Consider the following 24,686-nt stretch of genomic DNA (forward strand, 5'->3'; position numbering starts at 1 on the left):
CGAAGCCTCTGTCGAGCACGCCTGTAAAGTCGTCGCGATCGGCTTGCAGCTTGCGGCTGGAGGCGGGAGGCGGGAGGCGGGAGGCGGGAGGCGGGAGGATGCTCAGGGCTGGTCGTTGTAGTGGAACTTGGGCATTTCCCAATGGAAACGGATGGCCAGCAAGCGCATCAGGAAACCGCCGAACAGGGTCAGCAGCATGGACTGCTCGGCCGGCACCTTGAAGTAGACGCAACCCAGGTAGAACCAGGCGGCGGCGAAGGACACGCTGGCATACAGTTCGCGACGGAACACCAGCGGAATGTCGTTGCAGAAGATATCCCGCAGGATGCCGCCGAACACGCCGGTGATCACCCCGCTGATCGAAGCCACCAGCATGCCCTGGCCCATTTCCAGCGCGGTCATGCAGCCAATCAGGGTGAAGGCCACCAGCCCCAGTGCATCGAGCACCAGGAACAGCGAGCGCAGGTGTTTCATCAGGGGCGCGATGAAGATGGTGAACAAGGCCGCGCAACTGGTCAGGACCAGGTATTCGGGATGTTTGACCCATGTCAGCGGATAGTGTCCAAGCAGCACGTCACGCACCGAGCCGCCCCCCAGGGCGGTGATGCAGGCGATCAGCACCACGCCGAACCAGTCCATACCCCGGCGCCCCGCCGACAAGGCACCGGTCATGGCTTCGGCGGTAATGGCGATCAGATACAGCAGCAACAGCATGGCATGGCTCCCGGCAGCAAAGGCGCGCAGTCTACCTGCCCGGCCGCAAGCCGCAAGCTTATCGCGTTGAGGGGTCTGCCAAGCACGCCTGCAAAATCACCGAGTACAGCTTGCAGCTTGTAGCTCAAACCTTGATGAAATGCTCGCGATAATGGCGCAGCTCGGCGATCGACTCGCGGATATCGTCCAGGGCCAGGTGGGCGTTGCCCTTCTTGAAGCTGTCGCGAACCTGCGGTGCCCAGCGCGCCGCCAGCTCCTTGAGCGTCGAAACGTCCAGGTTGCGATAATGAAAGTAGCCTTCCAGGGTCGGCATGTGCCGGTAGAGGAAGCGGCGATCCTGGCAAATGCTGTTGCCGCAGATCGGCGACTTGCCCTTTGGCACCCATCGTTCCAGAAACGCCAGCGTCTGTGCCTCGGCCTCGGCCATGTCGATGCGGCTGTCGCGCACCCGCTGGGTCAGCCCCGAGGCGCCGTGGGTGCGGGTATTCCATTCGTCCATCCGCGCCAGCACTTCGTCGCCATGATGGATGGCGATCACCGGGCCTTCGGCCAAGGTGTTGAGCTCGCTGTCGGTGACGATGGTGGCCATCTCGATGATGACGTCGGTATCCGGGTCCAGGCCGGTCATTTCCAGATCGATCCAGATCAGGTTCTGTGGGTTGTGCATGGTGAGCTCCTCGACTAGGCCACCATGGTAGCCCAGTTGCAGGTGGTTCGGGCCTGCGATCCGGCAGGATTTGTCGCAAGCGCGGCGTGCTAGACTGCCAACCGTTTTCCTCTGCCCGCCTACACGGAACATACATGGCCAAACGCCAGCTCAATCGTCGCCAGAACTGGCGTATCGAAAAAATCCAGGGTGAGCGCGCCGCGCGCGCCGCCAAACGGGAACAGCAGGTACTGCAGGAGCTCGAGGGCGGCGACCTGGGCCCTGAACAGTTGGGCCTGGTGATCGCGCACTTTGGCGTCCAGGTCGATGTCGAGGCCAGCGACGGCGAGTCGGCCGGCGAAATCTTCCGCTGTCACCTGCGCGCCAACCTGCCGGCCCTGGTCACGGGTGACCGGGTCGTATGGCGCGCCGGCAACCAGGGCATCGGCGTCATCGTCGCGCAGATGCCGCGCAGCACCGAGCTGTGCCGGCCCAACAACCATGGCCAGCTCAAGCCGGTCGCGGCCAACGTGGATCGGATCGTGATCGTCTTCGCGCCCGCCCCCGAGCCCCAGGCCAACCTGATCGATCGCTACCTGGTGGCCGCCGAACATGCCGGGATCCAGCCCTTGTTGCTGCTCAACAAGGCCGACCTGGTGAACGAGCAGAACGCCGAAGCGCTCGAGACCTTGCTATCGGTCTACCGTGAGCTGGGCTACCCCTTGCTGGAGGTGTCGGCCCACCATGGCGATGGCATGCAGCGCTTGCAACAGGCACTCGACGGCTGCACCAGCGTATTCGTCGGCCAGTCGGGCGTGGGCAAGTCCTCCCTCGTCAACAGCCTGCTCCCCGCGGCGCGAACCAAGGTCGGCGACCTGTCCGAGTGGTCCGGACAAGGTACTCACACCACCACCACGGCGCGGCTCTACCACTTCCCCAATGGCGGCGACCTGATCGACTCCCCAGGCATCCGCGAATTCGGCCTGATGCATGTCAGCCGCGACGATGTCGAGGCAGGCTTCATCGAGTTTCGCGAGCTGCTGGGCAAATGTCGCTTCCGCGACTGCAAGCATGACCGGGAACCGGGCTGCGCCCTGCTGGGCGCGCTGGAGGGCGGTCGGATTCGACCGCAGCGGATGAACAGCTACCGGTCGATCATCGCCAGCCTGCCTGAAGACGAGTACTGACAGGCCCCTGCCAGGTCGCGCGAAGCAGTGCGGCCTGGCAGGACATCACTCGCGGGGCTCGTCCAGCTTCAGCGTGCCTTGCTCGAAGATGTTCAGCTTCTGCCTCAGTTCCCGCGGCTGCATCGGTGCCTGGGCGCCTTGGCTGTCGGCTGGAGCCTTCGGCGTGGCATCGGCGGGAGCGGCACCGGCTGGCGGGGTCGTGGCATCGGGCTGGGCCGGCGCGCCCTGCTCCCCTTCGATGTCACGCTGGGCCTTCTTGGTCAGGACGATGATGTCGATCCGTCGGTTGACCGGATTGAACGGATCCTTGCGGTCGAACAGCGAGGACGAGGCATAGCCGACCACCCGCGCCACCTGCTCGTCCGGATAGCCGCCGGCCACCAGTGCGCGCCGTGCCGCATTGGCCCGGTTGGAGGAAAGCTCCCAGTTGCCGAACTCGCCGCTGCCGGCATAGGCCTTGGCATCGGTATGGCCGCTGATGCTGATCTTGTTCGGCACCGCCTTGATGGTATCGGCCATGGCCAGCAGGATATCTTCGAAATAAGGCTGCAAACGCGCGCTGCCCAAGGCGAACATGGGGCGATTCTCGGCATCCATGATCTGGATGCGCAGGCCGTCCTGGGTGATCTCGAAGAGGATCTGGTCCTTGAACTTCTGGAGCTCGGGGTTCTCCTCGACCTTGTTCTGCAACTCTTGCAGCAACAGCTCCAGACGCTCGCGCTCGACCTGTTCGGCAAGGCTTTCGACCTGCTCCTTGTCGAGCTGGACACTGTTCTCGCGACTGGGCTCGGCCTGCTGCTCGGGGTTGATGGTCTTCTCCGGCGACAACTGTGGCGAGCCACCTAGGTCGATGACATAGGGCGTGCCGCTTTCCGAGAAGCCGATCGGATCCTTGAAGTAACCGGCGATGGCGATCTTCTGTTCGGGCGTGGCCGTCGAGAGCAGCCAGAGCACTAGGAAGAACGCCATCATCGCCGTGGCGAAGTCGGCGAAGGCGATCTTCCAGGCGCCGCCATGGTGACCGCCGCCAAAGCGCTTGACGCGCTTGATGATAATCGGCTGATTGTTTTCCATGACTCAACGACCGCGAACGGCTTGTTCCAGCTCGGAGAAACTCGGACGATGCTTGGGATAGAGCACCTTGCGTCCGAACTCGACGGCCAGCGACGGTGGCATGCCCGAAGCCGAGGCCACCAGCGAGGCCTTGATCGCCTCGTACAGGTTCACTTCTTCCTTGGCATCGTGGGCCAGGCAGGTAGCCAGCGGGCCGAAGAAACCATAGGCGGCGAGAATGCCGAAGAAGGTGCCGACCAGTGCCGCGCCTACGTGCAGGCCGATCGAGGCCTGGTCGCCGTCGCCCAGCGAGGCCATGGTGACCACGATGCCCAACACCGCCGCGACGATACCGAAGCCAGGCATGCCGTCGGCGATGCCGGTGACCGCATGGGAGGGATGCTCGAGCTCTTCCTTCATGCTCAGCAGTTCCATGTCGAACAGCCCTTCGAGTTCGTGCGGCGCCATGTTGCCGGTGGACATGATGCGCAGGTAGTCGCAGATGTAGGCGGTCATGCGCTCGTCCGCCAGCACGGCCGGGTACTTGGCGAAGATCGGACTGGCGGCCGGGTCCTCGATGTCCGCCTCGACGGCCATCATGCCTTCGCGGCGGCTCTTGTTGAGGATTTCATAGACCAGGCCAAGCACTTCGAGGTAGAAGGTGTGGGTAAAGCGCGAGCCGAACATCTTGATCGACTTCTTGATCACATGCATGGTCATGTAGCCAGGGTTGGCCTGGAGGAACGCGCCAAAGGCAGCGCCCCCGATGATGAGGACCTCGAACGGCTGGATCAGGGCCGCGATCTTGCCGTGGGAAAGCACGTAGCCGCCGAGCACGCTCGCGAATACGACGATGATGCCGATAATTTTTGCCATGGTTCAAAACACTTGCTGTCGGGGTCTGGGTCGGGAGCTTGAAGACGCTCATCTCCTTATCGGCAGAACCGCGCCAGACTAAAGCCGGTCAAATCGAAAAGCCAGTTCGAGCTGATATCAGAATGCCAAGCGAAACCAAGACTCCAGCAACGCTCGATGCATGGGTGAAACTGCTCGACGGGATCCGCCTGCCCGTGCCCAAGCCCAGCCACGAGCGGGTCCTGTCGGCCATCAACGACAGCCGCCGTTCGCTGCGCGAGATTGCCGAATTGATGCAGGACAGTCCCGCGCTGGCCCTTGGTGTCATGCGCGAGGCCAATCATCGGGCCAATGCCAGCCAGGCCGAACCGGCCGAGAGCCTGGAAATCGCGCTCAACCGGCTGGGGCTCGAGCGCACCGCGCAGTTGCTTGCTCGCCTGCCGGCGCTGCAGCCAGACGATATTCCCCCAGTGCTGCGCCAGTTCCAGCTGATCAGCCAGCATGCCAGCCAGCAGGCCAGCGGCCTGTTCGCCAGTCGCCTGGCGCGCCTGTGGCAGGAAATCCACTGGGGCAGCCTGCTGTTCCTCGCCCCGCTCTGGCCACTGGCCATGACCCATCCCCGGCTGCTCGATGCCTGGGAGCTGCGAGTGATCCACAAGCGTGAAAACGCTGCGGCGGTGGAATACGAACTGTTCGGCGTGCGGATCATGGAGCTGTGCCAGGCCCTGGCCCGACATTGGCGCCTGCCCGCCTGGGTGACCCAGGGCTACCACTTGCTGATCGAGGAACGCGAGTCACTGGCCAAGGTGCTCGACATCGCCCGCGAGCCGCAAGTGCTCACCCAGCAGCGGCGTCTGGACGAGGAACCGGCCCTGCGCCGCTGGTTCAACCAGCCGGCCAATACCGTGATGCTGGCCAACGGCCTGGCACTGGCGGCCCAGGTGGGCTGGGACAACCCGCACCTGCTGCGCTGGCAGCTGCTTACCAGCCTCTATCTGCAGACTTCGCTCGACGATGTTCGTCAGCAGGTCCACCAGCAAGCTGCCGCCAGCGCGCGCCAACACGCGCGCAAGGCCTTGTTCCACCCGGCCGAGGCATTGCTCTGGCCATGGCACCAGCGTCGCCCGCACCCGGACATGCTGGCTCCCGAGCCGCCTTCGCCACAGCAGCTGGAACACTGGCGCAAGCTGTGCGGCGAACTGCTCGCCCAGCCCAGCCCTTTCACCAACGCCGTGCACCTGGGCAACCAGGCTCGGGAAGCCTTGCTGGCCTGTGGCATGCAGCGCGTCATGCTGCTGACCCTCGACAAGCCCAACCAGTGCCTGCGGGTCCTGCAGAGCGCCGGGTTGGCACGGGAGGCAGCAAGGCTGAGCCTGCCACTGGAGCAAGGCGCCGTGCTGCAGCGCCTGATGAGCCAGGCCGCGCAGTTGCGCCTGACGCCGGACAACCACGCCCGCCTGAGCGCCTCGCTACCGGCGTCTCTGCAGGCGCTCTGGCGCAGCGAACATGTGCTGTTGCGCTCGCTGGCGGTCAATGGCCAGGTGTTGATGCTGGTCATCGCCGACCAGGACGGTCGTCCCCTGGCCGACATAGGGGTGCAGGCCTTCAGCAGGACCAGCCAGTGCCTGGAGCGTGCCCTGGCCACGTTTGGCAACCGCAAGGCCTGAGCCTTGCGCTACAATCGCCGATCCATCTTTCTTGGAGACTGCCGATGACCGACTTTTCCGGCTTGCCCTTGGTGATCGAACCGGCCGACCTGTTGCCGCGGCTGTCCAGCCCACGGCTGATCCTGGTCGACCTGAGCAGCGCACAGCGCTACGCCAGCGGTCATGTGCCAGGCGCCCGCTTCGTCGATCCCAAGCGCACCCAGCTTGGCTTGCCGCCGGCGCCGGGGCTGTTGCCCGCGCAAGCGGACCTGGAAAGGCTGTTCGCCGAACTCGGGCATCGCGAGGATGCCGTCTATGTCGTCTACGATGACGAAGGTGGCGGCTGGGCAGGCCGCTTCATCTGGCTCCTCGACGTGATCGGACACAAGCACTACCACTACCTCAATGGCGGCATCCAGGGCTGGCCGACCGACCGGCTGACCACCCAGGTCCCGGCCAGCCTCGCGACCCCGGTGAGCCTGCAGATCGACGGCGAGCCGACCGCTACCCGCGAGTACCTGCAAAGCCGCCTGGGCGCGGCCGATCTGGTCGTCTGGGATGCCCGCAGCCCGGGCGAGTACCGTGGCGAAAAGGTGCTCGCGGCCAAGGGCGGGCACGTGCCGGGCGCGGTCAATTTCGAATGGACCGCCGGCATGGACCCCGCAGATGACCTGCGCATTCGCCGGGACATGCCGCAGGTGCTCGAGAGCCTGGGCATCACCAGGGACAAGGAAGTGATCACCCACTGCCAGACCCACCACCGTTCCGGCTTTACCTATCTGGTGGCCAAGCACCTCGGCTATCCGCGAGTGAAGGCTTATGCCGGCTCGTGGGGCGAATGGGGCAACCATCCGGACACGCCTGTCGAAGTCTAAGGAAACCCAATGAAATCCCGATTGTTCATCATCAGCCAGTACCTGTTGCCGCACCACCTGCTGTCGCGTCTGGCCGGCTGCGTTGCCGAGTGCCGCGTGCGCTGGTTCAAGAACGCCTTCATCGCCTGGTTCGCCAAGCGCTACCAGGTGGACATGTCCCAGGCGCTGGTCGAGGACCTGACCGCCTACGAGCACTTCAATGCATTCTTCACCCGTGCGCTCAAGCCAGGCGCAAGGCCGCTCGACCAGACCCCAGGCGCCATTCTCTGCCCGGCCGACGGTGCCGTCAGCCAGCTCGGCCCGATCGAGCATGGCCGCATCTTCCAGGCCAAGGGCCACAGCTACAGCGCGCAGGAACTGCTCGGTGGCGATCCGGCGCTGGCCGCGCCGTTCATGGGCGGCGAGTTCGCCACCATCTATCTTTCGCCCAAGGACTATCACCGGGTGCACATGCCCCTGGCCGGCACCTTGCGCGAGATGGTCTATGTGCCGGGGCGCCTGTTCTCGGTGAACCAGACCACGGCCGAGAACGTTCCCGAACTGTTCGCGCGCAACGAGCGCGTGGTGTGCCTGTTCGATACCGAGCGTGGGCCCATGGCCGTCGTGCTGGTAGGGGCGATGATCGTCGCCTCGATCGAGACCGTGTGGGCTGGCCTGGTGACGCCACCCAAGCGCGAGCTGAAGACCTTCCGCTACGACGAAGCCAGCCGCACGCCGATCCACCTGGAAAAAGGCGCGGAGCTGGGCCGCTTCAAGCTTGGTTCGACGGCGATCGTGCTGTTCGGGCCGCAACAGGTGAAATGGGCGGAGCTGCTGATGGCAGGCTCGGTGGTGAACATGGGACAGTTGCTGGCGGTGCCTGCCGAGGCCGTCGGTTCCGAGGACACTCCTGCACAAGGGTGAGCTTGTGGCGCAAGCCAGCCCGGCCGCGGTCGGTCCTACACAGCTCTCGGGCTGTGTTTGCCCATCGGTGCTGTCCGCGGGGCCGGCGAGCGGCCCGCGGCACACCCTCGAGAATCAGGCAGCGCGCCCCTGCGCTTCGCGATCGCGCATGCCCAGCAGGTAGAGCACCCCGTCCAGCCCCAGCGTGGAAATGGCATGACGCGCCGACTGGCGTACCAGCGGCTTGGCCCGGAACGCCACGCCAAGGCCGGCCAGCGCGAGCATTGGCAGGTCATTGGCGCCATCGCCGACCGCGATGGTCTGTTCCAGCTGCACCCCTTCCTTGTGCGCCAGCTCCACCAGCAGGTCAGCCTTGCGCTGAGCATCGACGATCGGCTCGACGGCGACGCCCGTCACCTTGCCATCGACCACTTCCAGCTCGTTGGCGAACACGTAGTCGATGCCCAGGCGCGCCTGCACCTGCTTGGCGAAATAGGAGAAGCCGCCCGAGAGGATCGCCGTCTTGTAGCCCAGGCGCTTGAGTTCGGCGAACAGCTTCTCGGCACCTTCGGTCAGGCGCAGGGAAGCACCGATCTGGTCGAGCACACCTACGTCCAGGCCCTTGAGCAGCGCCATCCGCTCCTTGAAGCTGGCCCGAAAGTCCAGTTCGCCACGCATGGCGCGCTCGGTGATGGCCGCTACCTGCTCGCCGACCCCGGCAGCCTTGGCCAGTTCGTCGATCACCTCGGCTTCGATCAGGGTGGAGTCCATGTCGAATACCGCCAGGCGCCGATTGCGGCGGAACAGGTCGTCTTTCTGGAACGCCAGATCGATGTCCAGCGCCTCGGCCAAGGCGAAGAAGTCCGCGCGCAGGGCCTGCGCGTCGTCAGGTTCGCCACGTACCGAAATCTCGATGCAGGCCTTGCCCCTGTCGGTCGCGGCGTCGAGCGCGACCCGGGCGGACAGGCGCTCGATCCGCTCGATCGTCAGGCCGTGACGGGAGATGGTCGCGCTGACCCGCTGCAACTGCTCGGGGCTGATCCTGCGGCTGAGCAGGGTCACCACATGGCGTGGCTCGCGGTGCCCATCCACCCAGTGCTGGTAGTCGCTCTCGGAGATCGGCGTGTAGCGCGCCAGCAGGTCCAGCTCGTGGGCCTTGGCCTGTACCGCCTGAAGCAGGGCCGATGCGGCTTCGTTGTCGGGAATGTCGACCAGGATGCCGAACGACAAGGTACCGTGCATCACGGCAAGACCGATATCGAGAATGCTCACGCCGCCCTGGAGCAGGACGCCAGTGATGGCCGCGGTCAGACCGGGACGGTCTTCACCAGTGATGTTGATCAGGACGATTTCGCGCAAGACCTGGCTCCAGAATGATGAAAAAGGCGCATTCTACCGATTTTTCGTGACCATCGGGCGCGGACGACGCTTTGCCGACAAAACTCCGCTCGCTATACTGCGCACCACTTTTCCGCCACAAAGAGCCGAGCTCTGTGAACCGGCCCACGCCAGTCAAGCCTGACAACTTCTTCGTGATGCTTTTCCGTGCCTTGCGCCAGCGTCGTGTCCCGCTGGTGCTGCGGATAGCCTTCCACAACATCTTCCTGGTGGCTCTTGCCCTGGTGATCTATGCCTGCGTGATGGGCCTGCAGTTCAAGCAGGCCATGCATGAGCAGGCGGACGCGCTCGGCCAGAGCCTCACCACGCAGACCGCCACCTCGGCCACCGAGCTGCTGGTGGCCAACGACATCCTCAGCCTGAACGTGCTGCTGGGCAACCTGGTGAAGAATCCGCTGGTCGCCCACGCGGCGATCTACAGCCCGGACAACCGCATCCTGGCCGAGGCCGGGCAACGCCCTCGCAACGGCCTGCTCGGCGAGACCGAAGGCTTGTACCAGACCAGGATCACTTTCCAGGACGTCACCGCGGGCCAGTTGCGCATCAGCCTGGACATGAGCCAGTTCCAGCAGCCCATGCTGATCAGCCTGCAGAGCATGGGCATCCTGGCGGCCATCCTGCTGGCCCTGGCGCTTGCCCTGAGCCTGCGCATGGGCCGACACATCACCACGCCGCTACTTCAACTGCGGGTCTGGCTGCGCGAGCCGCACCCGTACACCCCGGCGACCGACCGTCAGGACGAAGTCGGCGATCTGGCTCGCCAGCTGCATGCCCGCCTGGCGCCCCCGCCGCCTCCGGAGCCGGAAGACGACGAGCAAGCGTATGCAGAGGATATCGAGCTGGACCCTGTGCAACCGGTGGCCAAGAACACGTCCAGGCCTGCTCGGGCCAGGATCGAGGTGCATGTCGACGAGGTCGAGGACGACGAGGCTTTCGCCGGTCTGATCGACGACCCTGCGCCTGCCGACAGGCTCGCCGCCGCACCCGAGCCACCCCAGACCAGCGCCGTCCTGGCCGTGCAGCTCGGTTCGCAGGAACAGCTGCGTCGCCTGCCGCGCACGCGCCTGGCCGAACTGCTGGAGCGCTATCGAGATTGCCTGGAACAGGCTGCATCGCTGTACGAAGGCACCATGTACACCTTGAACGACGGCAGCACCCTGCTGCTGTTCAATAGCGGCGACAGTGGCGAGGACTACCTGACCAACGCCATCTGTTGTGGTGAACTGCTGCGTGCGCTGGGCCATGACTTGCAAATCGAGGTCGCCGACAGCGGCATCACCCTGCAAATGCAGCTGGGCCTGGTATTGGGCGAGAATCTTCATGGCCTGAGCCAGGTCGACCTGTTGCTGACTGAAAAGGCTCAGGATGCGCTGGCCTTGTCCCAGCACAGCCGCAACCTGCTGCTGGTCGAGCGCAACGTCAGCGATGACGCGCTGATCCGCCAGCGCGCCCGTATCCGACCGATCGCCAGCCCTGATGGGGCCTGCTGCGTCGAGCGGCTGATGGAGCCGTACCCGTCCATGCTCGAACGCCAGCTGGCGCGGATGCACGAACGCAGCCGCTGAGCGTCTGAAATGAAAAAGCCCGCAGCATTGCGGGCTTTTTCATGGACGGTCGGTCAGAACCGATAGATCTCCATGTCGGTCCGGATCGGGGTAGCCATCGGAATCTTCGGCTTTTCCGGCTCCTTGCGAACCTGGGCCGGCGCTGCCGGTTTCTTCACGGGCTCCTCGACGATGGCTGGCTGGTTGGCCAGCGGCTTGAGCGCGGTGCTAAGCTGCTCGGCCAGTTTCTGCAGCAACTGCCCCTGGGCCTGGACCTGCGACGCCTCGCTGCCTTGATGCTGCTGTTCCAGATGCACGATACGGTTGTCACGGACCTTGCCACGACGGTCGAGCAAACGCCATTGGGCGTCGAGCACGGCAGGCTGGTCGGCGCCGGAATCGAGCCGGGTGATGGAGAGCAGCACCTGGACATCCGGGGTGAAGCCGGCACTTGCCGGGGCCAGCACCACGCGCTGGCTGTCGAGACGCCAGGCCAGCTGGCGAACCAGCAACTGGTCGATGTCCGAGGACAGACTGCCGGCCCAGCGCCCGCCGGTCGAACCGGTCAAGCTGCCGTCGGCGCGGCGCTGCAGGAACGTCTCACGCTGCAGGTAATCGGCCACCGATACCGGGCCGAGCACGACCGCCATGCCCGCGCTTTGCGTGGGCTGGCCGGGGTCGCCGCTGTCGAGCTGATACAGGGCGACCGGCTGGTGCATGCTGCATCCAGCCAGGCCCAATACGCCAGTCATCAGCAGAACAAATGGAAGGCGCAGAAGTTTCATTCATCCCACCCAGGCGGCTGCCAACACGGCAAACCGCAGTGATACGTGTCAGGTTTCATGCAGGCACACAGCCACGCTGGCGCCGAGAGGGCACTATCATCCGCGAAATGCCCAGGCAACTCCAGCATTTCTGCCGGAACGCCGCCGAAGCGGTCGTCCCGGTCGTCGCCAACCTTATGCCGGGCCTTCCGCCGTCATGCCATCGACACGCTGGAACCCACGCGGAAGCTTGTTGCCACGCCGGCCACGCTCGCCCTTGTAGTGCTCCAGGTCGTCCCCCTTGAGCGAAAGCGTGCGCTTGCCCGCCTGCAGTACCAGAGTGGCGCCATCGGCCAGAACCGCCAGGTCGGTGACGTATTCCTCGCGGCTGGCCACGCGCTCGCCAGGTATGCCGATGATCTTGTTGCCCTTGCCCTTGCCCAGTTGCGGCAGGTCGGCAACCTTGAACACCAGCAGCCGGCCTTCGGTCGTCACTGCCGCCAACCAGTCCTGCTCGCGGTCGGTGACCGGACGCGGGCTCATCACCTTGGCGCCCTTCGGCAGGCTCAGCAGGCCCTTGCCGGCCTTGTTCTTGGTCTGCAGGTCCTCGCCTTTGACCACGAAGCCGTAGCCGGCATCGGAGGCGACCACGTACAGCGCCTCGTCCTCCGGCATCAGCAGGCACTCGAACGAAGCGCCTGGCGGTGGAGCGAGACGGCCGGTCAGCGGCTCGCCCTGCCCGCGCGCCGAGGGCAGGCCATGGGCGGGCACCGAGTAGCTGCGCCCGGTGGAGTCGATGAACACCGCGGACTGGTTCGAGCGACCGGGCGCGGCTGCCTTGAAGCCGTCGCCGGCCTTGTAGGAGAGCCCCGTGGCATCGATGTCATGTCCTTTGGCGCAACGTACCCAGCCTTTCTCGGACAGCACCACGGTCACAGGTTCGGTAGGCACCAGTTCGTTTTCCGAAAGCGCCCTGGCCTCGGCACGCTCGACGATCGGCGAACGACGATCATCGCCATAGGTCTGGGCATCCTTGAGCAGCTCGGTGCGTACCAGCTTGCGCAGCTTGGCTTCGCTGGCCAGCAGGCCGAGCAGCTTGGCCTGCTCCTTGAGCAATTCGTCCTGCTCGCCACGGATCTTCATCTCTTCCAGGCGCGCCAGCTGGCGCAGGCGGGTTTCGAGGATGTAGTCGGCCTGGGTTTCGGACAGGGCGAAGCGAGCGATCAGGGCCTGTTTGGGATGATCCTCTGTGCGAATGATCTGGATCACTTCGTCGAGGTTGAGGAAGGCGGTCAGCAGGCCTTCGAGCAGATGCAGACGCTTCTCGACCTTGTCCAGACGGAACTGCAGGCGCCGCCGCACCGTGGCGATGCGGTACTGCAACCACTCCTGCAGCAGCGTGCGCAGGTTCTTCAGTTGCGGGCGCCCGTCCAGGCCGATGATGTTGACGTTGACCCGGTAGGTGCTCTCCAGGTCGGTGGTGGCGAACAGATGCTGCATCAGCTCGCTGGCATCCACACGGTTCGAACGCGGAATGATGACGATGCGGCAAGGGTTTTCGTGGTCCGATTCGTCGCGCAGGTCGGCGACCATCGGCAGCTTCTTGGCCTGCATCTGCCCGGCGATCTGCTCCAAAACCTTCGCCCCGGACACCTGGTGCGGCAGCGCGGTGACGATGATGTCGCCATCCTCGATGCGATAGACCGCACGCATGCGAATCGAGCCGCGCCCGCTCTCGTAGAGCTTGAGCATCTCGGCGCGTGGCGTGATGATTTCGGCCTCGGTCGGGTAGTCGGGTCCCTGGATATGCTCGCAGAGCTGCTCGACGGTGGCCTTGGGCTCGTCGAGCAGGCGCACGCAGGCACTGGCCACTTCACGCAGGTTGTGCGGCGGGACGTCGGTGGCCATGCCAACCGCGATCCCGGTGGTACCGTTGAGCAGGATGTTGGGCAGGCGCGCCGGCAACACCGACGGCTCCTGCAGCGTGCCGTCGAAGTTCGGCACCCAGTCGACCGTACCCTGGCCAAGTTCGTCGAGCAGCACTTCGGAATAGCGCGACAGGCGCGCCTCGGTATAGCGCATGGCGGCGAAGGACTTGGGGTCGTCCGGCGCGCCCCAGTTGCCCTGGCCATCGACCAGGGTATAGCGGTAGCTGAACGGCTGGGCCATCAGCACCATCGCTTCGTAGCACGCCGAATCGCCATGGGGGTGGAACTTGCCAAGCACGTCGCCCACGGTACGCGCGGATTTCTTGTGCTTGGCATCGGCATCCAGGCCCAGCTCGCTCATGGCATAGACGATGCGCCGCTGGACGGGCTTGAGTCCGTCGCCGATGTGCGGCAGGGCACGGTCCATGATCACGTACATGGAATAGTTGAGGTAGGCCTGTTCGGTGAAGTCCGCCAGGGAGCGGCGCTCGACGCCGTCGAGACTGAGTTCCAGGGATTGGCTCATGCGGGCCTCGTCATTTCAGGTTCTGGCGCAGCAGCAAGGTGCCGCTGCGCTGGGTAAATTCAAGTTGTTTCAAGGCGCTCATGCCCAGCAGCACCTGGTCGCCGTCGAGGCCCGGCACTACCAGGGCGCGGACCTGGCGCAGGCGAATCTCGCCCAGTTGCAGGCTGTCGAGACGGGTGCGATAGCCTTCGGTGCGGCCATTGGCGGTACTGAGCATCACGCTGGCGCCACGCTCCAGCCCAAGCCGGCGCGCCAGCGACTGGGGGATCGCCACGTCGGTAGCGCCGGTATCGAGCATGAAATGCACCGGCTGATCATTGATCAGGCCATCGGCAACGAAGTGCCCTTGACCATTGCCCAGCAGCCGCACCTCGATGAAATCGGCACCACGTTCGGACTGCACCACCTGGTTGGGATTGTCGCGACGCTGCTCCCAGTCGCCGAAGAAACGCGTGGCCAGAAACAGCGCCGCTGCCCAGGCAAGGATCATCAGCACCTTGCCTGCACGCGTTCCCGGCGCCTGGCTCACGGCTTGGCGCTCCAGCCATCCTTCGGCGCGGCGAAGCGCCAGACGATCGGTCGGGTTTCGCCGTCGGCGCGCCTGGCCCCATTGTTGTCCAGCCCGACCCAGGCTCCCTCGGCATCGATCACCAGGGCCTCGGCCAGGCCGAACGGTTCGTCATAGCGACGCTTCTCATCCATGGCTCCCTCGGCGAACGACCAGCAACGCTCCACTTCGCCCTTGTCGACATCGCGGCGGCAAATACGGAAGGCGTTGCGCTCGAGGGTGAACAGCTTGCCCTGGTAGAAAGCCAGGTCGGCGAAGTCCCGTGGCACCGCACGCGTGCGCCCGGTCTGCGTTGGTGGCGCCTCGGTGCCGGCCTCGCTGAACAGCACGCAGTTGCCAGTGCAGTTCCATACCGACTGCTGGCGTTGCACCGCCAGCAGGCCGCGCCGCTCACGCTCCGCGGCCAGCCAGAGGCGATCACCCGCCGGGTTGATCGCCAGCCCCTCGAACAGGGCGTTGAAACGCAGCAGCATGCCGCTGGCGCGCGCCTGGCGAACCATGGCCGAGTCGATCTTCAACCAGTGCGCCTCGCCTTCGACGGGGATGTGCAGCACGGCGGCATTGGCTTCGCTGACCACATAGGCATTGCCAGCCTGGTCGCAACTGATCCCTTCGAAGTCCAGGGCACCGCCGCGCAGGTAGGAAGCCGCCCAACTGCTCGAACGCAGCCCCAACGGCAGCCCGCTGTCCGGCACTGGCGGCACGCTGACGATTCGCGACTCGGCCTGCCAGGTGCGCTGGCGCTGGTCCAGCCGGTAGATGCGATCGTCGTCCCGGTCGGACACCGCCCACAGCGCGCCCTGGCAGATGGCCAGGCCAGACAGATTGCCACCGAGCATGCCATCGATCGGATGCTCATCGACGAACTCGAGCTCAGGCCACTGCGCGGCCTGGCTCGACAAGGCCAGGCAGGCAAGCGTGACGGCCAGCCATCCACGGATCAAACCAGCACCTCGGCAAGGTTGCCCTTGGTTTCCAGCCAGCTCTTGCGGTCGCTGGCGCGCTTCTTGGCCAGCAGCATGTCCATGATTTCGCGGGTGCCTTGCAGATCGTCCAGGGTCAGCTGGACCAGGCGCCGAGTATTGGGGTCCATGGTGGTTTCGCGCAGCTGCGGCGGGTTCATCTCGCCCAGGCCCTTGAAGCGGGTGACCTGAGGCTTGCCGCGCTTCTTCTCGGCCACCAGACGGTCGAGGATCCCGTCACGCTCGGCCTCGTCCAGGGCGTAGTAGATTTCCTTGCCCAGATCGATGCGGTAGAGCGGGGGCATGGCCACGTAGACATGACCGGCCTCGACCAGCGGGCGAAAGTGCTGGACGAACAGCGCGCACAGCAACGTGGCGATATGCAGGCCATCGGAGTCGGCGTCGGCCAGAATGCAGATCTTGCCATAGCGCAGCTGCGACAGGTCCGAGGCGCCCGGGTCGACCCCGATGGCCACGGCGATGTTGTGGACTTCCTGGCTGGCCAGGACTTCTCCGCCGTCGACTTCCCAGGTGTTGAGGATCTTGCCGCGCAGCGGCAGGATGGCCTGGTACTCCTTGTCGCGCGCCTGTTTGGCCGAACCGCCGGCCGAATCGCCTTCGACCAGGAACAGCTCGGCCCGCATCGGGTCCTGCCCGGCGCAATCGGCCAGCTTGCCAGGCAAGGCCGGCCCCTGGGTAATGCGCTTGCGTTCGACCTTCTTGCTTGCCTTCAGACGACGACCGGCGTTGCTGATCGCCAGTTCGGCCAGCTGCATGCCCAGTTCGGGATGAGCGTTGAGCCAAAGGCTGAAGGCATCCTTGACCACGCCGGAAACGAAGGCCGCCGCCTCGCGCGAGGACAGCCGCTCCTTGGTCTGGCCGGAGAACTGCGGCTCCTGCATCTTCATCGATAGCACGAAGCTGATGCGCTCCCAGACATCCTCGGGCGCCAGCTTGACGCCACGCGGCAACAGGTTGCGAAACTCGCAGAATTCGCGCATGGCATCCAGCAGCCCCTGGCGCAGGCCGTTGACATGGGTGCCGCCCTGGGCAGTGGGGATCAGGTTGACGTAGCTTTCCTGAATGCTGTCACCGCCTTCGGGCAGCCACAGCAGCGCCCAGTCCACCGCTTCCTTGTTACCCGCCAGGCTACCGCAGAACGGCTCGTCGGGCAGGCGCTGGAACTCGCTGACCGAATCGACCAGGTACGAACGCAGGCCATCCTCGTAGTGCCACTCGACCTTCTCGCCAGTCCCCTTGTCCTCGAAGCTGATCGACAGTCCCGGGCAGAGCACGGCCTTGGCCTTGAGCACGTGCTTGAGGCGGCTGACGGAAAACCTGGGCGAGTCGAAGTATTTCGGATCCGGCGCGAAATAAACGCTGGTGCCAGTGTTGCGCTTGCCGACCGAGCCGATGATCGCCAGCTCGCTGGCCTTGAAACCATCGGCGAAGGTCATCTGGTATTCGTTGCCGTCACGCTTGACCCGCACCCGCACCTGGGACGAAAGGGCATTGACCACCGAGATGCCGACGCCGTGCAGGCCGCCGGAGAACTGGTAGTTCTTGTTGGAGAACTTGCCGCCCGCATGCAGCTTGGTGAGGATCAGCTCGACCCCGGAAACGCCCTCTTCGGGGTGGATATCGACAGGCATGCCCCGACCATCATCGGACACTTCCAATGCATGGTCGGCATGCAGGATCACCTGCACCGAACGAGCGTGGCCGGCCAGGGCTTCGTCGACACTGTTGTCGATGACTTCCTGGGCCAGGTGGTTCGGTCGGCTGGTATCGGTGTACATCCCCGGCCGCTTGCGGACCGGGTCGAGGCCGGAGAGGACTTCGATGGCGTCTGCGTTATAGGCGCTAGCGCTGGGATTGGCCATGGGTTCTCGTCGTCAGTCTGGTGAATGCTGGAAAATCAGAGTACAGAAAAATCGAATGTCGCATATCGCTCTGCAGCGATGCCGGCAAGGGCGAGCAGTTGCCCGATGCGCTCGGCGAAGCCCTGGAACCCGTGGTCGCCGCCTTCCTCGATGCGCAGGTCGCAGGCTGCGTAATAACGCTGCGCCTGCCGATAGTCGAGGGTCTCGTCGCCGGTCTGCAGCCAGACCTGGAAGCGCCTGGGATCCCGTGGCGCTGGGACCTCCAGTTCGGCCAGCGCCTGGACGTGGTCCAGGGTCAGCTCCCATGCCTGCCCGGTATAGAGGTTGCGTTGCAGCCCCAGGTAGCCGTCGAACAGCCGGTGCGGGGCGACGGCCGGGTTGATCAGCACGGCCTTCAGGGCATGGCGCTCGGCCAGCCAGGTCGCATAGTAGCCGCCCAGCGAACTGCCGACCAGCAAGGGCGTGCCGAGCTCGGCGATGGCTGCCTCGAGCTGGGCGATGGCCTGGCGTGGATGGTGGTGCAGCGCCGGTACTCGCAACTGTTCGGCGAGCCCGAGACGCTGCATCACGGACTCGAGCTGACGTGCCTTCCTCGACAGCGGCGAACTGTTGAAACCGTGGATATAGAGGATCGAGGCCGACATGCTGCTCCTGGAATGTGGCGGCGACACGCCCATCGATGCGGGCGCAGGGACGCGCAGTTTAGCCTGTTCGCCGGGTCTTGATGCAACGCAGGCTTTGTAGCGACGTATTGTTCAATAGCCAGGACTGTCGAAATCCAGCTTCACGATGAAATCATGCGCACGCTCGATGCCGGTTTCCAAGCCCCCGTCGGCGTGCAGGCGCAGCCAGCGATAGCCGGGATGCTCCTCGCTGACCTGAAAGTCCTCGCTGCAGGCGGCGAACTGGATGCAGGTAGACGGCGAGGCCAGCAGGCGCCGGGTGCCGTCGAGCTGGTCCCAGGCCTGGTGCACATGCCCCCAGAGCAACGCGCGCACCTGCGGGTGCGCCCGCAGGCACTGGAACAGGCTGTCGGCATTGCGCAGGCCGATCGGCGCCATCCAGGCGCAGCCGATATCCACCGGCTGGTGATGCAGGCAGACCAGGCAATGCCGCCCGCCCGCGCCATCCAGGGCCTGGTCGAGCAGCGCCAGCTGCGCCTCGTCGAGCCAGCCATGGGCAGCGCCGCGCACGGTCGAGTCGAGCATGACGATGCGCCACGCGCCGATATCGGTGACCTGCTGCAACAGTTCATCGCTGCCGGCCAGCTGCGCCATTACCCGCCTGTCGTCGTGGTTGCCAGGCAGCCAGCGGGCCCGCGTGCCGCAGGTGGCCGTCAGGTCGCGAAACGCTTCGTATGCAGCCACGCTGCCATCCTGCGAAAGATCCCCGGTGCAAAGCAGCAGGTCGACCCGCGGTCGTTCGCGACGGACCTGCGCTACCACATGGCGCAGGCTGTCGCGGGTATTGAGGCCCAGCATGGCGCCTTGTGGATCGCCGAACAGGTGAGCATCGGTAAGCTGGACCACCTCTATGGAGGACTGATCGGACCTGTGGTGTGACTGCGACAAGAAGCCGGCTCCTGGACAATGGAATTGGGTTCTGCTGAACGGCAGCACGTCGGTCGTGCCGGACGGTCCTGGCCGGGCGCTCAGCGCACCGCGGCGAGTTCGTGCCCACAGGCCAGGCAGTGGCTGAGCCACTCACCGAGAAAAAGGTTGAGCTGGGCCTTTTCGTCGGGCTGGTGCATCGCCGCATTCGGATAGGGATAGATGCTGCGCAGGCGACGGGCATGCTCGGCGCTGACCACCTCGGCCATCCGTGCGTCATGATAGACCTGCACTTCCAGCTGCGGTACCGGCAGCCAGGGCAGGCTGTGTTCCTGGCGCACGCGCAAGGTGGTGGTATAAGGGCAGGCCAGTGCCACCTCGAGCACCAGCACGCCGAGCATCTGGTCGCCCTGGGTCATGCCGATGCGACGCGAACTCTGGGTGCTGCGCATGTCCGGCAACAATCGCATCAAGCGTGCGTAGTTGGCCTCGCAGGCCGCCTGCAGGCCAGCCAGGTCGACCCGGTAGCGTTCGCGCAAGGGGCTCACGACCACATGCCCCTGACTTCGCCACGGTTCAGTGCCAGCCATTGCAAGGCGATGATGCTGGCGGCGTTGGCGATGCGCCCATCGCGCACCGCCTGCAGGGCATCCTCGAAGGACCAGACCTTGACTCGGATGTCCTCGCCTTCTTCTTCCAGCCCATGCAGGCCCCCGGCCCCCTCGCTGCTGCAGCGGCCAAGGAACAGGTGGACGAATTCGTCGCTGCCGCCTGGCGAAGGAAAATAGCGAGTCATCGGCCACAGCGCGGAAAACGCCAGGCCCGCTTCCTCTTCGGCTTCCCGGTGGGCGACCTCCTCGGGCTGCTCGTCCTTGTCGATCAACCCGGCGACCAGTTCGATCAGCCAGGGATTGTCGGTCTTGCCCAGGGCACCGACGCGGAACTGCTCGATCAGCACTACCTCGTCGCGCAGCGGATCGTAGGGCAGTACGCAGACTGCGTCATGGCGCACGAACAGCTCACGGCTGATTTCACGACCCATGCCGCCGGCGAACAGCTCGTGACGCAGGCGCAGCTTGTCGAGCTTGTAGAAGCCCTGGAAACAATTGGCCCGTTCGACGATCTCGACCGCCCGGGGTATCGAATTCAACGTATCTGACATGAAAACCTCGTGACCTCGTCTACCGCATCGCGCCATCCTACTCTGCACATCGCTGGCTTTCATCCCTTTCCGTTGCCCGCTCGGCCAGTCACGACAGGCTGTCATCACTCTGTTAGCTTAGTGGCGAACCGAAGGCCCCGCCGACGGTCGAAGGCCGACTCACCTTTGTCTTGCAAGGATCACCATGACGCTGGTCAAACTGACTTCCGTGGCCGTGCTGGCCCTGGCTCTGGGCGCCTGCCAGAGCCTGTTCACGCCCGATTACCGGGCACCGCTCGAGGTCAAGCGCGAAGCCTGGGAGCACGTCAAGCCCGGCTGCAGCGAAAGCGACTGCCCGCTGGTGAACATCGACACCGTGCATTTCCCGGCGCTGCCCAAGCTCGATGCCATCGTCGAACGCCGCCTACTGCAGCTCACCGAAGACAATCAGCATGGCGGCGCGCCCGCCACGCTCAAGGACTACGAAACGCAGTACCTGGCCCAGGCCGACAAGCGCAACAGCAGCTACCTGCAGGCCAAGGTACGCGAGCAGCATGACGGGCTGGTGATCATCGAGCTGTCCAGCTACCTCGACAGCGGCGGCGCCCATGGCATGCCCGGCCGCGGCTTCATCAACTACTCGCGCAAGCTGGACAAGGTCCTGACCTTGCAGGACATGCTGCTGCCTGGCCAGGAAGAGACCTTCTGGAAGACCGCCGCGCAATCCCACCGCGCCTGGCTGATCAGCACCGGCATGGACAAGGATCCAGAGTTCGTCAAGACCTGGCCGTTTCGCAAGAGCCCGCACGTGGCCCTGACCTATGGCGCGGTGGTGGTCAAGTACGAGGTCTATTCCATCGCGCCCTATTCCATGGGCCACATCGAGCTGAAGATTCCTTACCCGCGCCTCAATGGCGTGCTCAGGCCCGAGCTGTTTCCTGGGCGCGGCTGACGCTCAGCAAACCGTGCAGTGCCCCTGCCAGCAGCACTGCCGGCAGGGTCGCGCCGACCTGCGGGGCCAGGCTGGCGAGGGCGTGGTAGGCCGCCACGCCTGCCGACCAGGCGAGCAGGGCATGCCAGTGCAGCCCTCGCACCGCGGCCGGCGCACGCCGGCGACGCACCAGGAAGTGGTCGGTCAGCACCACGCCGAACAGCGGCGCGAACAGCGAACCGATCAGTAGCAGGAAGTTCTCGTACTGGGCCAGGGGAGCCAGGCAGGCGATCGAGGTGCACAGCAAACCGACCGCCACGGCCAGGTGCTCGACCTTCAGCCGCACCAGCAAGGCACTCGAGACGGCCGCCGAATGGATATCGGCAAAGGCGTTTTCCGACTCGTCGAGCAGGATCAGCAGCAAGGGCATGCCCAGCCCGGCGCCGGCCAATGCCAGCAGTAGCGCATTGGCCTCGCTGCCTTGGGTGAATGCCAGGGTATAGGCAACGCCCAGGCTCATCAGCCAGGCGTTGCCGAGGAAATAGCCCAACGCCGTGGCGCCGAACACCCGGCTGGCGCGCTGGCCGAAACGTGAATAGTCGGCGATCAGCGGCAACCAGGACAGCGGCATGGCGATGGCGATGTCGATGCCGACGGCCAAGGGCATCGAGCCGTCGCCTGCCCGGTTCCAGATCGAGGCCAGGTCAGCCTTGGCGAACAGGTTCCAGGTCAGCCACAGGCAGGCGCCGAGCAGCAGCCAGATGCCCCAGGTGCGCAAGATGCGACGCACGAAGGTCAGCGGGCCGCTGACCGCCAGCACGGTGGCCAGCACGCCGAAGCATGGCGTCCACAGCCACGGACTGCTCCAGGCGCTGCCTTCGCCGAAGGCACGCGCACCGAGCAGGCTGGCGGCATCGCGCATGACGATGATCTCGAACGCGCCCCAGCCGACCAGTTGCAGCAAATTGAGCACAGCCGGCGCCCGGGCACCATAGGCACCCAGGGTCAGACGCAGCGAGGCCATGGCCGACAGTCCGGTATCGGTGCCGATCACCCCGGCCGCGGCCAGCAGCACCACACCGATGGCGGTGCCAGAGCAGATCGCCAGCAAGGAGCCGCCCAGGCCCAGGCCGGGCGCCAGCATCGCACCAACCTGCAGGACCATCAGGCCGGTGCCAAGGGAAAACCACAGGGCGAAAAAATCGCGGGCGCCGAAGGGACGGTGGCCCAGCGGGATGGGCTGGTCAGGGGAAAATTGGCTAGGCGTGCTCACGGATCGATACTCGATGAAGGATGGATAGATCGTTGGGGCCGCCGTGCGGCCCATCGCGGCTCCGGGGCCGCTTGTGCATCAGACCTTCTGGTACAGCTGGCTTCCCGCCTGGCGGAAGCGCTCGGCCTGCTCGCGCATGCCCTCCTCCAGCGAGACATCCAGCGCGTCGATACGCTGGTTGGCGGCGTATTCGCGCACCTCCTGAGTGATCTTCATCGAGCAGAACTTCGGCCCGCACATGGAGCAGAAATGCGCCACCTTGGCCGACTCCTTGGGCAAGGTCTGGTCATGGAAGGCCCTTGCGGTATCCGGGTCCAGGCCGAGGTTGAATTGATCCTCCCAGCGAAATTCGAAGCGCGCCTTGGACAATGCGTTGTCGCGGATCTGCGCGCCGGGGTGGCCCTTGGCAAGGTCGGCGGCGTGGGCAGCGATCTTGTAGGTGATGATGCCGGTCTTCACGTCGTTCTTGTCCGGCAGCCCCAGGTGTTCCTTGGGCGTGACGTAGCAGAGCATGGCGCAACCGAACCAGCCGATCATCGCCGCGCCGATGCCTGAGGTGATGTGGTCGTAGCCTGGAGCGATATCGGTGGTCAGCGGACCGAGGGTATAGAACGGCGCTTCGTCGCAGCATTCGAGCTGCTTGTCCATGTTTTCCTTGATCAACTGCATCGGCACGTGGCCTGGGCCTTCGATCATGCACTGCACGTCATGCTTCCAAGCGATCTTGGTCAGCTCGCCGAGGGTCTCCAGTTCACCGAACTGGGCCTGGTCGTTGGCATCGGCGATCGAGCCGGGCCGCAGGCCATCGCCCAGCGAGAAGCTGACGTCATAGGCCTTCATGATTTCGCAGATTTCCTCGAAATGGGTATAGAGGAAATTTTCCTTGTGGTGGGCCAGGCACCACTTGGCCATGATCGAGCCACCGCGGCTGACGATGCCGGTGACCCGCTTGGCGGTCAGCGGTACGTAGCGCAGCAGCACGCCGGCATGGATGGTGAAATAGTCCACGCCTTGCTCGGCCTGTTCGATCAGCGTGTCGCGGAACAATTCCCAGGTCAGGTCCTCGGCGACCCCGTTGACCTTTTCCAGCGCCTGGTAGATCGGCACCGTGCCGATCGGGACCGGCGAGTTGCGGATGATCCATTCGCGAGTCTCGTGGATGTGCTTGCCCGTGGACAGGTCCATGACCGTGTCGGATCCCCAGCGGATGCCCCAGGTGAGCTTGGCGACTTCTTCCTCGATGGAGGAGCCCAGCGCGCTGTTGCCGATGTTGCCGTTGATCTTCACCAGGAAGTTGCGGCCGATGATCATCGGTTCGAGTTCGGTGTGGTTGATGTTGGCCGGAATGATCGCGCGACCACGGGCGATTTCCTCACGTACGAACTCGGCGGTGATCTCCTTGGGAATACTGGCGCCGAAGCTATGCCCGGCGTGCTGCTGCGCCAGCAGCCCTGCCGCACGGGCCTCTTGCAGCTTCATGTTCTCGCGGATGGCGACGTACTCCATCTCTGCGGTGATGATGCCCTTGCGTGCATAGTGCATCTGGCTGACGTTGGCGCCAGCCTTGGCGCGGCGCGGGTTGCGCACATGGGCGAAACGCAGCCTGGCCAGTTCGGCATCGGCCAGGCGCTGCTGGCCGAAATGCGAGCTCAGGCCCGGCAGGCGCTCGGTATCGCCACGCGCCTCGATCCAGGCTGAACGCACGTCGCCCAGGCCCTTGCGCACATCGATGGCGACATCGGGGTCGGTGTACGGGCCGGAAGTGTCATAGACCAGCACTGGGGCGTTGGGCTCGCCACCAAAGTCGGTCGGCGTGTCGTCGAGGCTGATCTCGCGCATGGGCACCCGGATGTCCGGGCGCGAGCCCTCGACATAGACCTTGCGCGAACGCGCGAAAGGTTGCACGGACTGCTGGTCGACCTGTGCCGACTCGCTGAGGTGGATCGCTCTTTCTTGTTTGCTCATCAATGGCTCCCGGACAAGCGCCTGGCGGTGGATGTCGGAGGAAGAACCTGAGCAGGCGCGGACGCACCCATGCTGGGCGCTGTGCCGGATACGCGAAGTGCCTGAGCCGAAACAGCTGCTGGACATCCCGGAACCGGCACAAGAGATTCGCCGGGATGGCGATAAATCTTGTTCCCTACGCAGGCGCTAACCTGATCAGGTTCAACGGGATCCGGAACTTTCCGATCTCAGCCTTCGACTCAAGGCACCCCGACAAGAACACCGGCAGTCTAGACTGGAGCGACCCATAAGCCAAGCGAGACAGGAATGATCCACGCCGCCGGTGGTCGATTGTTGCTGGATATCCGCGGCACTACACTGGCGCATCGCACGGAACCGACAGTTCAGTCACTCAA

General features: G+C 64.9%; 22 protein-coding genes and 1 riboswitch. Of the genes, 6 read left to right on the forward strand and 16 right to left on the reverse strand.

Translation table 11 applies throughout. The features are described from left to right. Window positions 1-102: 102 nt before the first annotated feature. Window positions 103-714 carry a trimeric intracellular cation channel family protein gene (locus ACY8GK_RS13620; RefSeq protein WP_196175988.1) on the reverse strand — a complete coding sequence of 204 codons (612 nt, stop codon included), beginning with the start codon at window positions 712-714 and terminating at the stop codon, window positions 103-105. 124 nt (window positions 715-838) lie between these two features. Next, on the reverse strand, window positions 839-1,381 hold the full coding sequence (orn, locus tag ACY8GK_RS13625; RefSeq protein WP_196175986.1) for an oligoribonuclease: 543 nt from the start codon (window positions 1,379-1,381) through the stop codon (window positions 839-841). A gap of 134 nt (window positions 1,382-1,515) precedes the next feature. On the opposite strand from orn, the gene rsgA reads away from it, so the two are divergent. After that, window positions 1,516-2,547 (forward strand): small ribosomal subunit biogenesis GTPase RsgA, encoded by a 1,032-nt coding sequence (gene rsgA / locus ACY8GK_RS13630; RefSeq protein ID WP_462401446.1) that lies wholly within the window; start codon window positions 1,516-1,518, stop codon window positions 2,545-2,547. Between the two features lie 45 nt (window positions 2,548-2,592). Here rsgA and motB read toward each other — a convergent pair whose 3' ends face one another. Together motB and motA are read right to left on the reverse strand one after the other, a co-directional pair. Next, window positions 2,593-3,621, reverse strand: coding sequence for a flagellar motor protein MotB (motB, locus tag ACY8GK_RS13635; protein WP_196175982.1), 1,029 nt, complete (start codon window positions 3,619-3,621; stop codon window positions 2,593-2,595). Window positions 3,622-3,624: 3 nt separating this feature from the next. Further along, the gene (motA, locus tag ACY8GK_RS13640) at window positions 3,625-4,476 is read right to left on the reverse strand and encodes a flagellar motor stator protein MotA (protein ID WP_196175981.1); all 852 of its coding nucleotides are present in this window, start codon (window positions 4,474-4,476) and stop codon (window positions 3,625-3,627) included. A gap of 122 nt (window positions 4,477-4,598) precedes the next feature. Between motA and ACY8GK_RS13645 the strand changes: the two genes are divergently transcribed. From ACY8GK_RS13645 to asd, 3 genes are read left to right on the forward strand one after another with little or no spacing between them, the layout of a single operon-like run. Further along, window positions 4,599-6,122: an HDOD domain-containing protein gene (locus ACY8GK_RS13645; RefSeq protein ID WP_462401447.1), complete on the forward strand. Its 1,524-nt coding sequence runs from the start codon at window positions 4,599-4,601 to the stop codon at window positions 6,120-6,122. Window positions 6,123-6,166: 44 nt separating this feature from the next. Continuing rightward, window positions 6,167-6,976 (forward strand): rhodanese-like domain-containing protein, encoded by an 810-nt coding sequence (locus ACY8GK_RS13650; protein WP_462401448.1) that lies wholly within the window; start codon window positions 6,167-6,169, stop codon window positions 6,974-6,976. Between the two features lie 9 nt (window positions 6,977-6,985). Beyond that, window positions 6,986-7,879: an archaetidylserine decarboxylase gene (gene asd, locus ACY8GK_RS13655; RefSeq protein WP_462401449.1), complete on the forward strand. Its 894-nt coding sequence runs from the start codon at window positions 6,986-6,988 to the stop codon at window positions 7,877-7,879. Window positions 7,880-7,993: 114 nt separating this feature from the next. Here asd and serB read toward each other — a convergent pair whose 3' ends face one another. Continuing rightward, complete coding sequence (serB, locus tag ACY8GK_RS13660; protein WP_462401450.1) at window positions 7,994-9,217, reverse strand: phosphoserine phosphatase SerB; 1,224 nt, start codon at window positions 9,215-9,217, stop codon at window positions 7,994-7,996. A 134-nt stretch (window positions 9,218-9,351) separates the two neighbouring features. On the opposite strand from serB, the gene ACY8GK_RS13665 reads away from it, so the two are divergent. Further along, window positions 9,352-10,821 (forward strand): histidine kinase, encoded by a 1,470-nt coding sequence (locus tag ACY8GK_RS13665; protein ID WP_462401451.1) that lies wholly within the window; start codon window positions 9,352-9,354, stop codon window positions 10,819-10,821. 53 nt (window positions 10,822-10,874) lie between these two features. On the opposite strand, the gene ACY8GK_RS13670 is transcribed toward ACY8GK_RS13665, so the two are convergent. From ACY8GK_RS13670 to ACY8GK_RS13710, 9 genes are all read right to left on the reverse strand, one after another. Then, window positions 10,875-11,585, reverse strand: coding sequence for a PqiC family protein (locus ACY8GK_RS13670; RefSeq protein WP_196175968.1), 711 nt, complete (start codon window positions 11,583-11,585; stop codon window positions 10,875-10,877). A gap of 174 nt (window positions 11,586-11,759) precedes the next feature. Beyond that, window positions 11,760-14,018 (reverse strand): DNA topoisomerase IV subunit A, encoded by a 2,259-nt coding sequence (gene parC, locus ACY8GK_RS13675; RefSeq protein WP_462401452.1) that lies wholly within the window; start codon window positions 14,016-14,018, stop codon window positions 11,760-11,762. A gap of 10 nt (window positions 14,019-14,028) precedes the next feature. Continuing rightward, window positions 14,029-14,547 carry a retropepsin-like aspartic protease family protein gene (locus tag ACY8GK_RS13680; RefSeq protein ID WP_196175964.1) on the reverse strand — a complete coding sequence of 173 codons (519 nt, stop codon included), beginning with the start codon at window positions 14,545-14,547 and terminating at the stop codon, window positions 14,029-14,031. Beyond that, the gene (locus ACY8GK_RS13685; protein ID WP_196175962.1) at window positions 14,544-15,530 is read right to left on the reverse strand and encodes an esterase-like activity of phytase family protein; all 987 of its coding nucleotides are present in this window, start codon (window positions 15,528-15,530) and stop codon (window positions 14,544-14,546) included. The genes ACY8GK_RS13680 and ACY8GK_RS13685 overlap by 4 nt, the downstream gene beginning before the upstream one ends. After that, entirely contained in the window at window positions 15,527-17,431 is a 1,905-nt protein-coding gene (gene parE / locus ACY8GK_RS13690; RefSeq protein ID WP_196175959.1) for a DNA topoisomerase IV subunit B, read from the reverse strand. Before parE ends, ACY8GK_RS13685 begins: the two co-directional genes overlap by 4 nt. Window positions 17,432-17,466: 35 nt before the next feature. Continuing rightward, entirely contained in the window at window positions 17,467-18,075 is a 609-nt protein-coding gene (locus tag ACY8GK_RS13695; protein ID WP_196175957.1) for a YqiA/YcfP family alpha/beta fold hydrolase, read from the reverse strand. Between the two features lie 111 nt (window positions 18,076-18,186). Next, entirely contained in the window at window positions 18,187-19,002 is an 816-nt protein-coding gene (gene cpdA / locus ACY8GK_RS13700) for a 3',5'-cyclic-AMP phosphodiesterase (protein WP_196175955.1), read from the reverse strand. A gap of 80 nt (window positions 19,003-19,082) precedes the next feature. After that, window positions 19,083-19,571: a DUF1249 domain-containing protein gene (locus tag ACY8GK_RS13705; RefSeq protein ID WP_230375515.1), complete on the reverse strand. Its 489-nt coding sequence runs from the start codon at window positions 19,569-19,571 to the stop codon at window positions 19,083-19,085. Next, window positions 19,526-20,143 carry an NUDIX domain-containing protein gene (locus ACY8GK_RS13710; RefSeq protein ID WP_196175951.1) on the reverse strand — a complete coding sequence of 206 codons (618 nt, stop codon included), beginning with the start codon at window positions 20,141-20,143 and terminating at the stop codon, window positions 19,526-19,528. The genes ACY8GK_RS13705 and ACY8GK_RS13710 overlap by 46 nt, the downstream gene beginning before the upstream one ends. A gap of 184 nt (window positions 20,144-20,327) precedes the next feature. Here ACY8GK_RS13710 and ACY8GK_RS13715 point away from each other — a divergent pair, with 184 nt between their 5' ends. Further along, window positions 20,328-21,074, forward strand: a complete 747-nt coding sequence (locus ACY8GK_RS13715) for an RsiV family protein (protein ID WP_196175949.1) — start codon at window positions 20,328-20,330, stop codon at window positions 21,072-21,074. Here the strand turns inward: ACY8GK_RS13715 and cytX are convergent. Together cytX and thiC are read right to left on the reverse strand one after the other, a co-directional pair. After that, window positions 21,043-22,326, reverse strand: coding sequence for a putative hydroxymethylpyrimidine transporter CytX (gene cytX, locus ACY8GK_RS13720; protein ID WP_462401453.1), 1,284 nt, complete (start codon window positions 22,324-22,326; stop codon window positions 21,043-21,045). The genes ACY8GK_RS13715 and cytX overlap by 32 nt on opposite strands. Before the next feature lie 78 nt (window positions 22,327-22,404). Beyond that, the gene (gene thiC, locus ACY8GK_RS13725) at window positions 22,405-24,291 is read right to left on the reverse strand and encodes a phosphomethylpyrimidine synthase ThiC (protein WP_196175945.1); all 1,887 of its coding nucleotides are present in this window, start codon (window positions 24,289-24,291) and stop codon (window positions 22,405-22,407) included. 155 nt (window positions 24,292-24,446) lie between these two features. After that, window positions 24,447-24,553: riboswitch (TPP riboswitch) on the reverse strand. Window positions 24,554-24,686: the final 133 nt, after the last annotated feature.

It is taken from the genome of Pseudomonas sp. Marseille-QA0332, from assembly GCF_054950175.1.

Coding starts and splice junctions, on each gene's coding strand:
- ACY8GK_RS13620 (WP_196175988.1), bottom strand. CDS start 714: ATGCTGTTGCTGCTGTATCTGATCGCCATTACCGCCGAAGCCATGACC.
- orn (WP_196175986.1), bottom strand. CDS start 1,381: ATGCACAACCCACAGAACCTGATCTGGATCGATCTGGAAATGACCGGC.
- rsgA (WP_462401446.1), top strand. CDS start 1,516: ATGGCCAAACGCCAGCTCAATCGTCGCCAGAACTGGCGTATCGAAAAA.
- motB (WP_196175982.1), bottom strand. CDS start 3,621: ATGGAAAACAATCAGCCGATTATCATCAAGCGCGTCAAGCGCTTTGGC.
- motA (WP_196175981.1), bottom strand. CDS start 4,476: ATGGCAAAAATTATCGGCATCATCGTCGTATTCGCGAGCGTGCTCGGC.
- ACY8GK_RS13645 (WP_462401447.1), top strand. CDS start 4,599: ATGCCAAGCGAAACCAAGACTCCAGCAACGCTCGATGCATGGGTGAAA.
- ACY8GK_RS13650 (WP_462401448.1), top strand. CDS start 6,167: ATGACCGACTTTTCCGGCTTGCCCTTGGTGATCGAACCGGCCGACCTG.
- asd (WP_462401449.1), top strand. CDS start 6,986: ATGAAATCCCGATTGTTCATCATCAGCCAGTACCTGTTGCCGCACCAC.
- ACY8GK_RS13670 (WP_196175968.1), bottom strand. CDS start 11,585: ATGAAACTTCTGCGCCTTCCATTTGTTCTGCTGATGACTGGCGTATTG.
- parC (WP_462401452.1), bottom strand. CDS start 14,018: ATGAGCCAATCCCTGGAACTCAGTCTCGACGGCGTCGAGCGCCGCTCC.
- parE (WP_196175959.1), bottom strand. CDS start 17,431: ATGGCCAATCCCAGCGCTAGCGCCTATAACGCAGACGCCATCGAAGTC.
- ACY8GK_RS13695 (WP_196175957.1), bottom strand. CDS start 18,075: ATGTCGGCCTCGATCCTCTATATCCACGGTTTCAACAGTTCGCCGCTG.
- ACY8GK_RS13705 (WP_230375515.1), bottom strand. CDS start 19,571: ATGGCTGGCACTGAACCGTGGCGAAGTCAGGGGCATGTGGTCGTGAGC.
- ACY8GK_RS13710 (WP_196175951.1), bottom strand. CDS start 20,143: ATGTCAGATACGTTGAATTCGATACCCCGGGCGGTCGAGATCGTCGAA.
- ACY8GK_RS13715 (WP_196175949.1), top strand. CDS start 20,328: ATGACGCTGGTCAAACTGACTTCCGTGGCCGTGCTGGCCCTGGCTCTG.
- thiC (WP_196175945.1), bottom strand. CDS start 24,291: ATGAGCAAACAAGAAAGAGCGATCCACCTCAGCGAGTCGGCACAGGTC.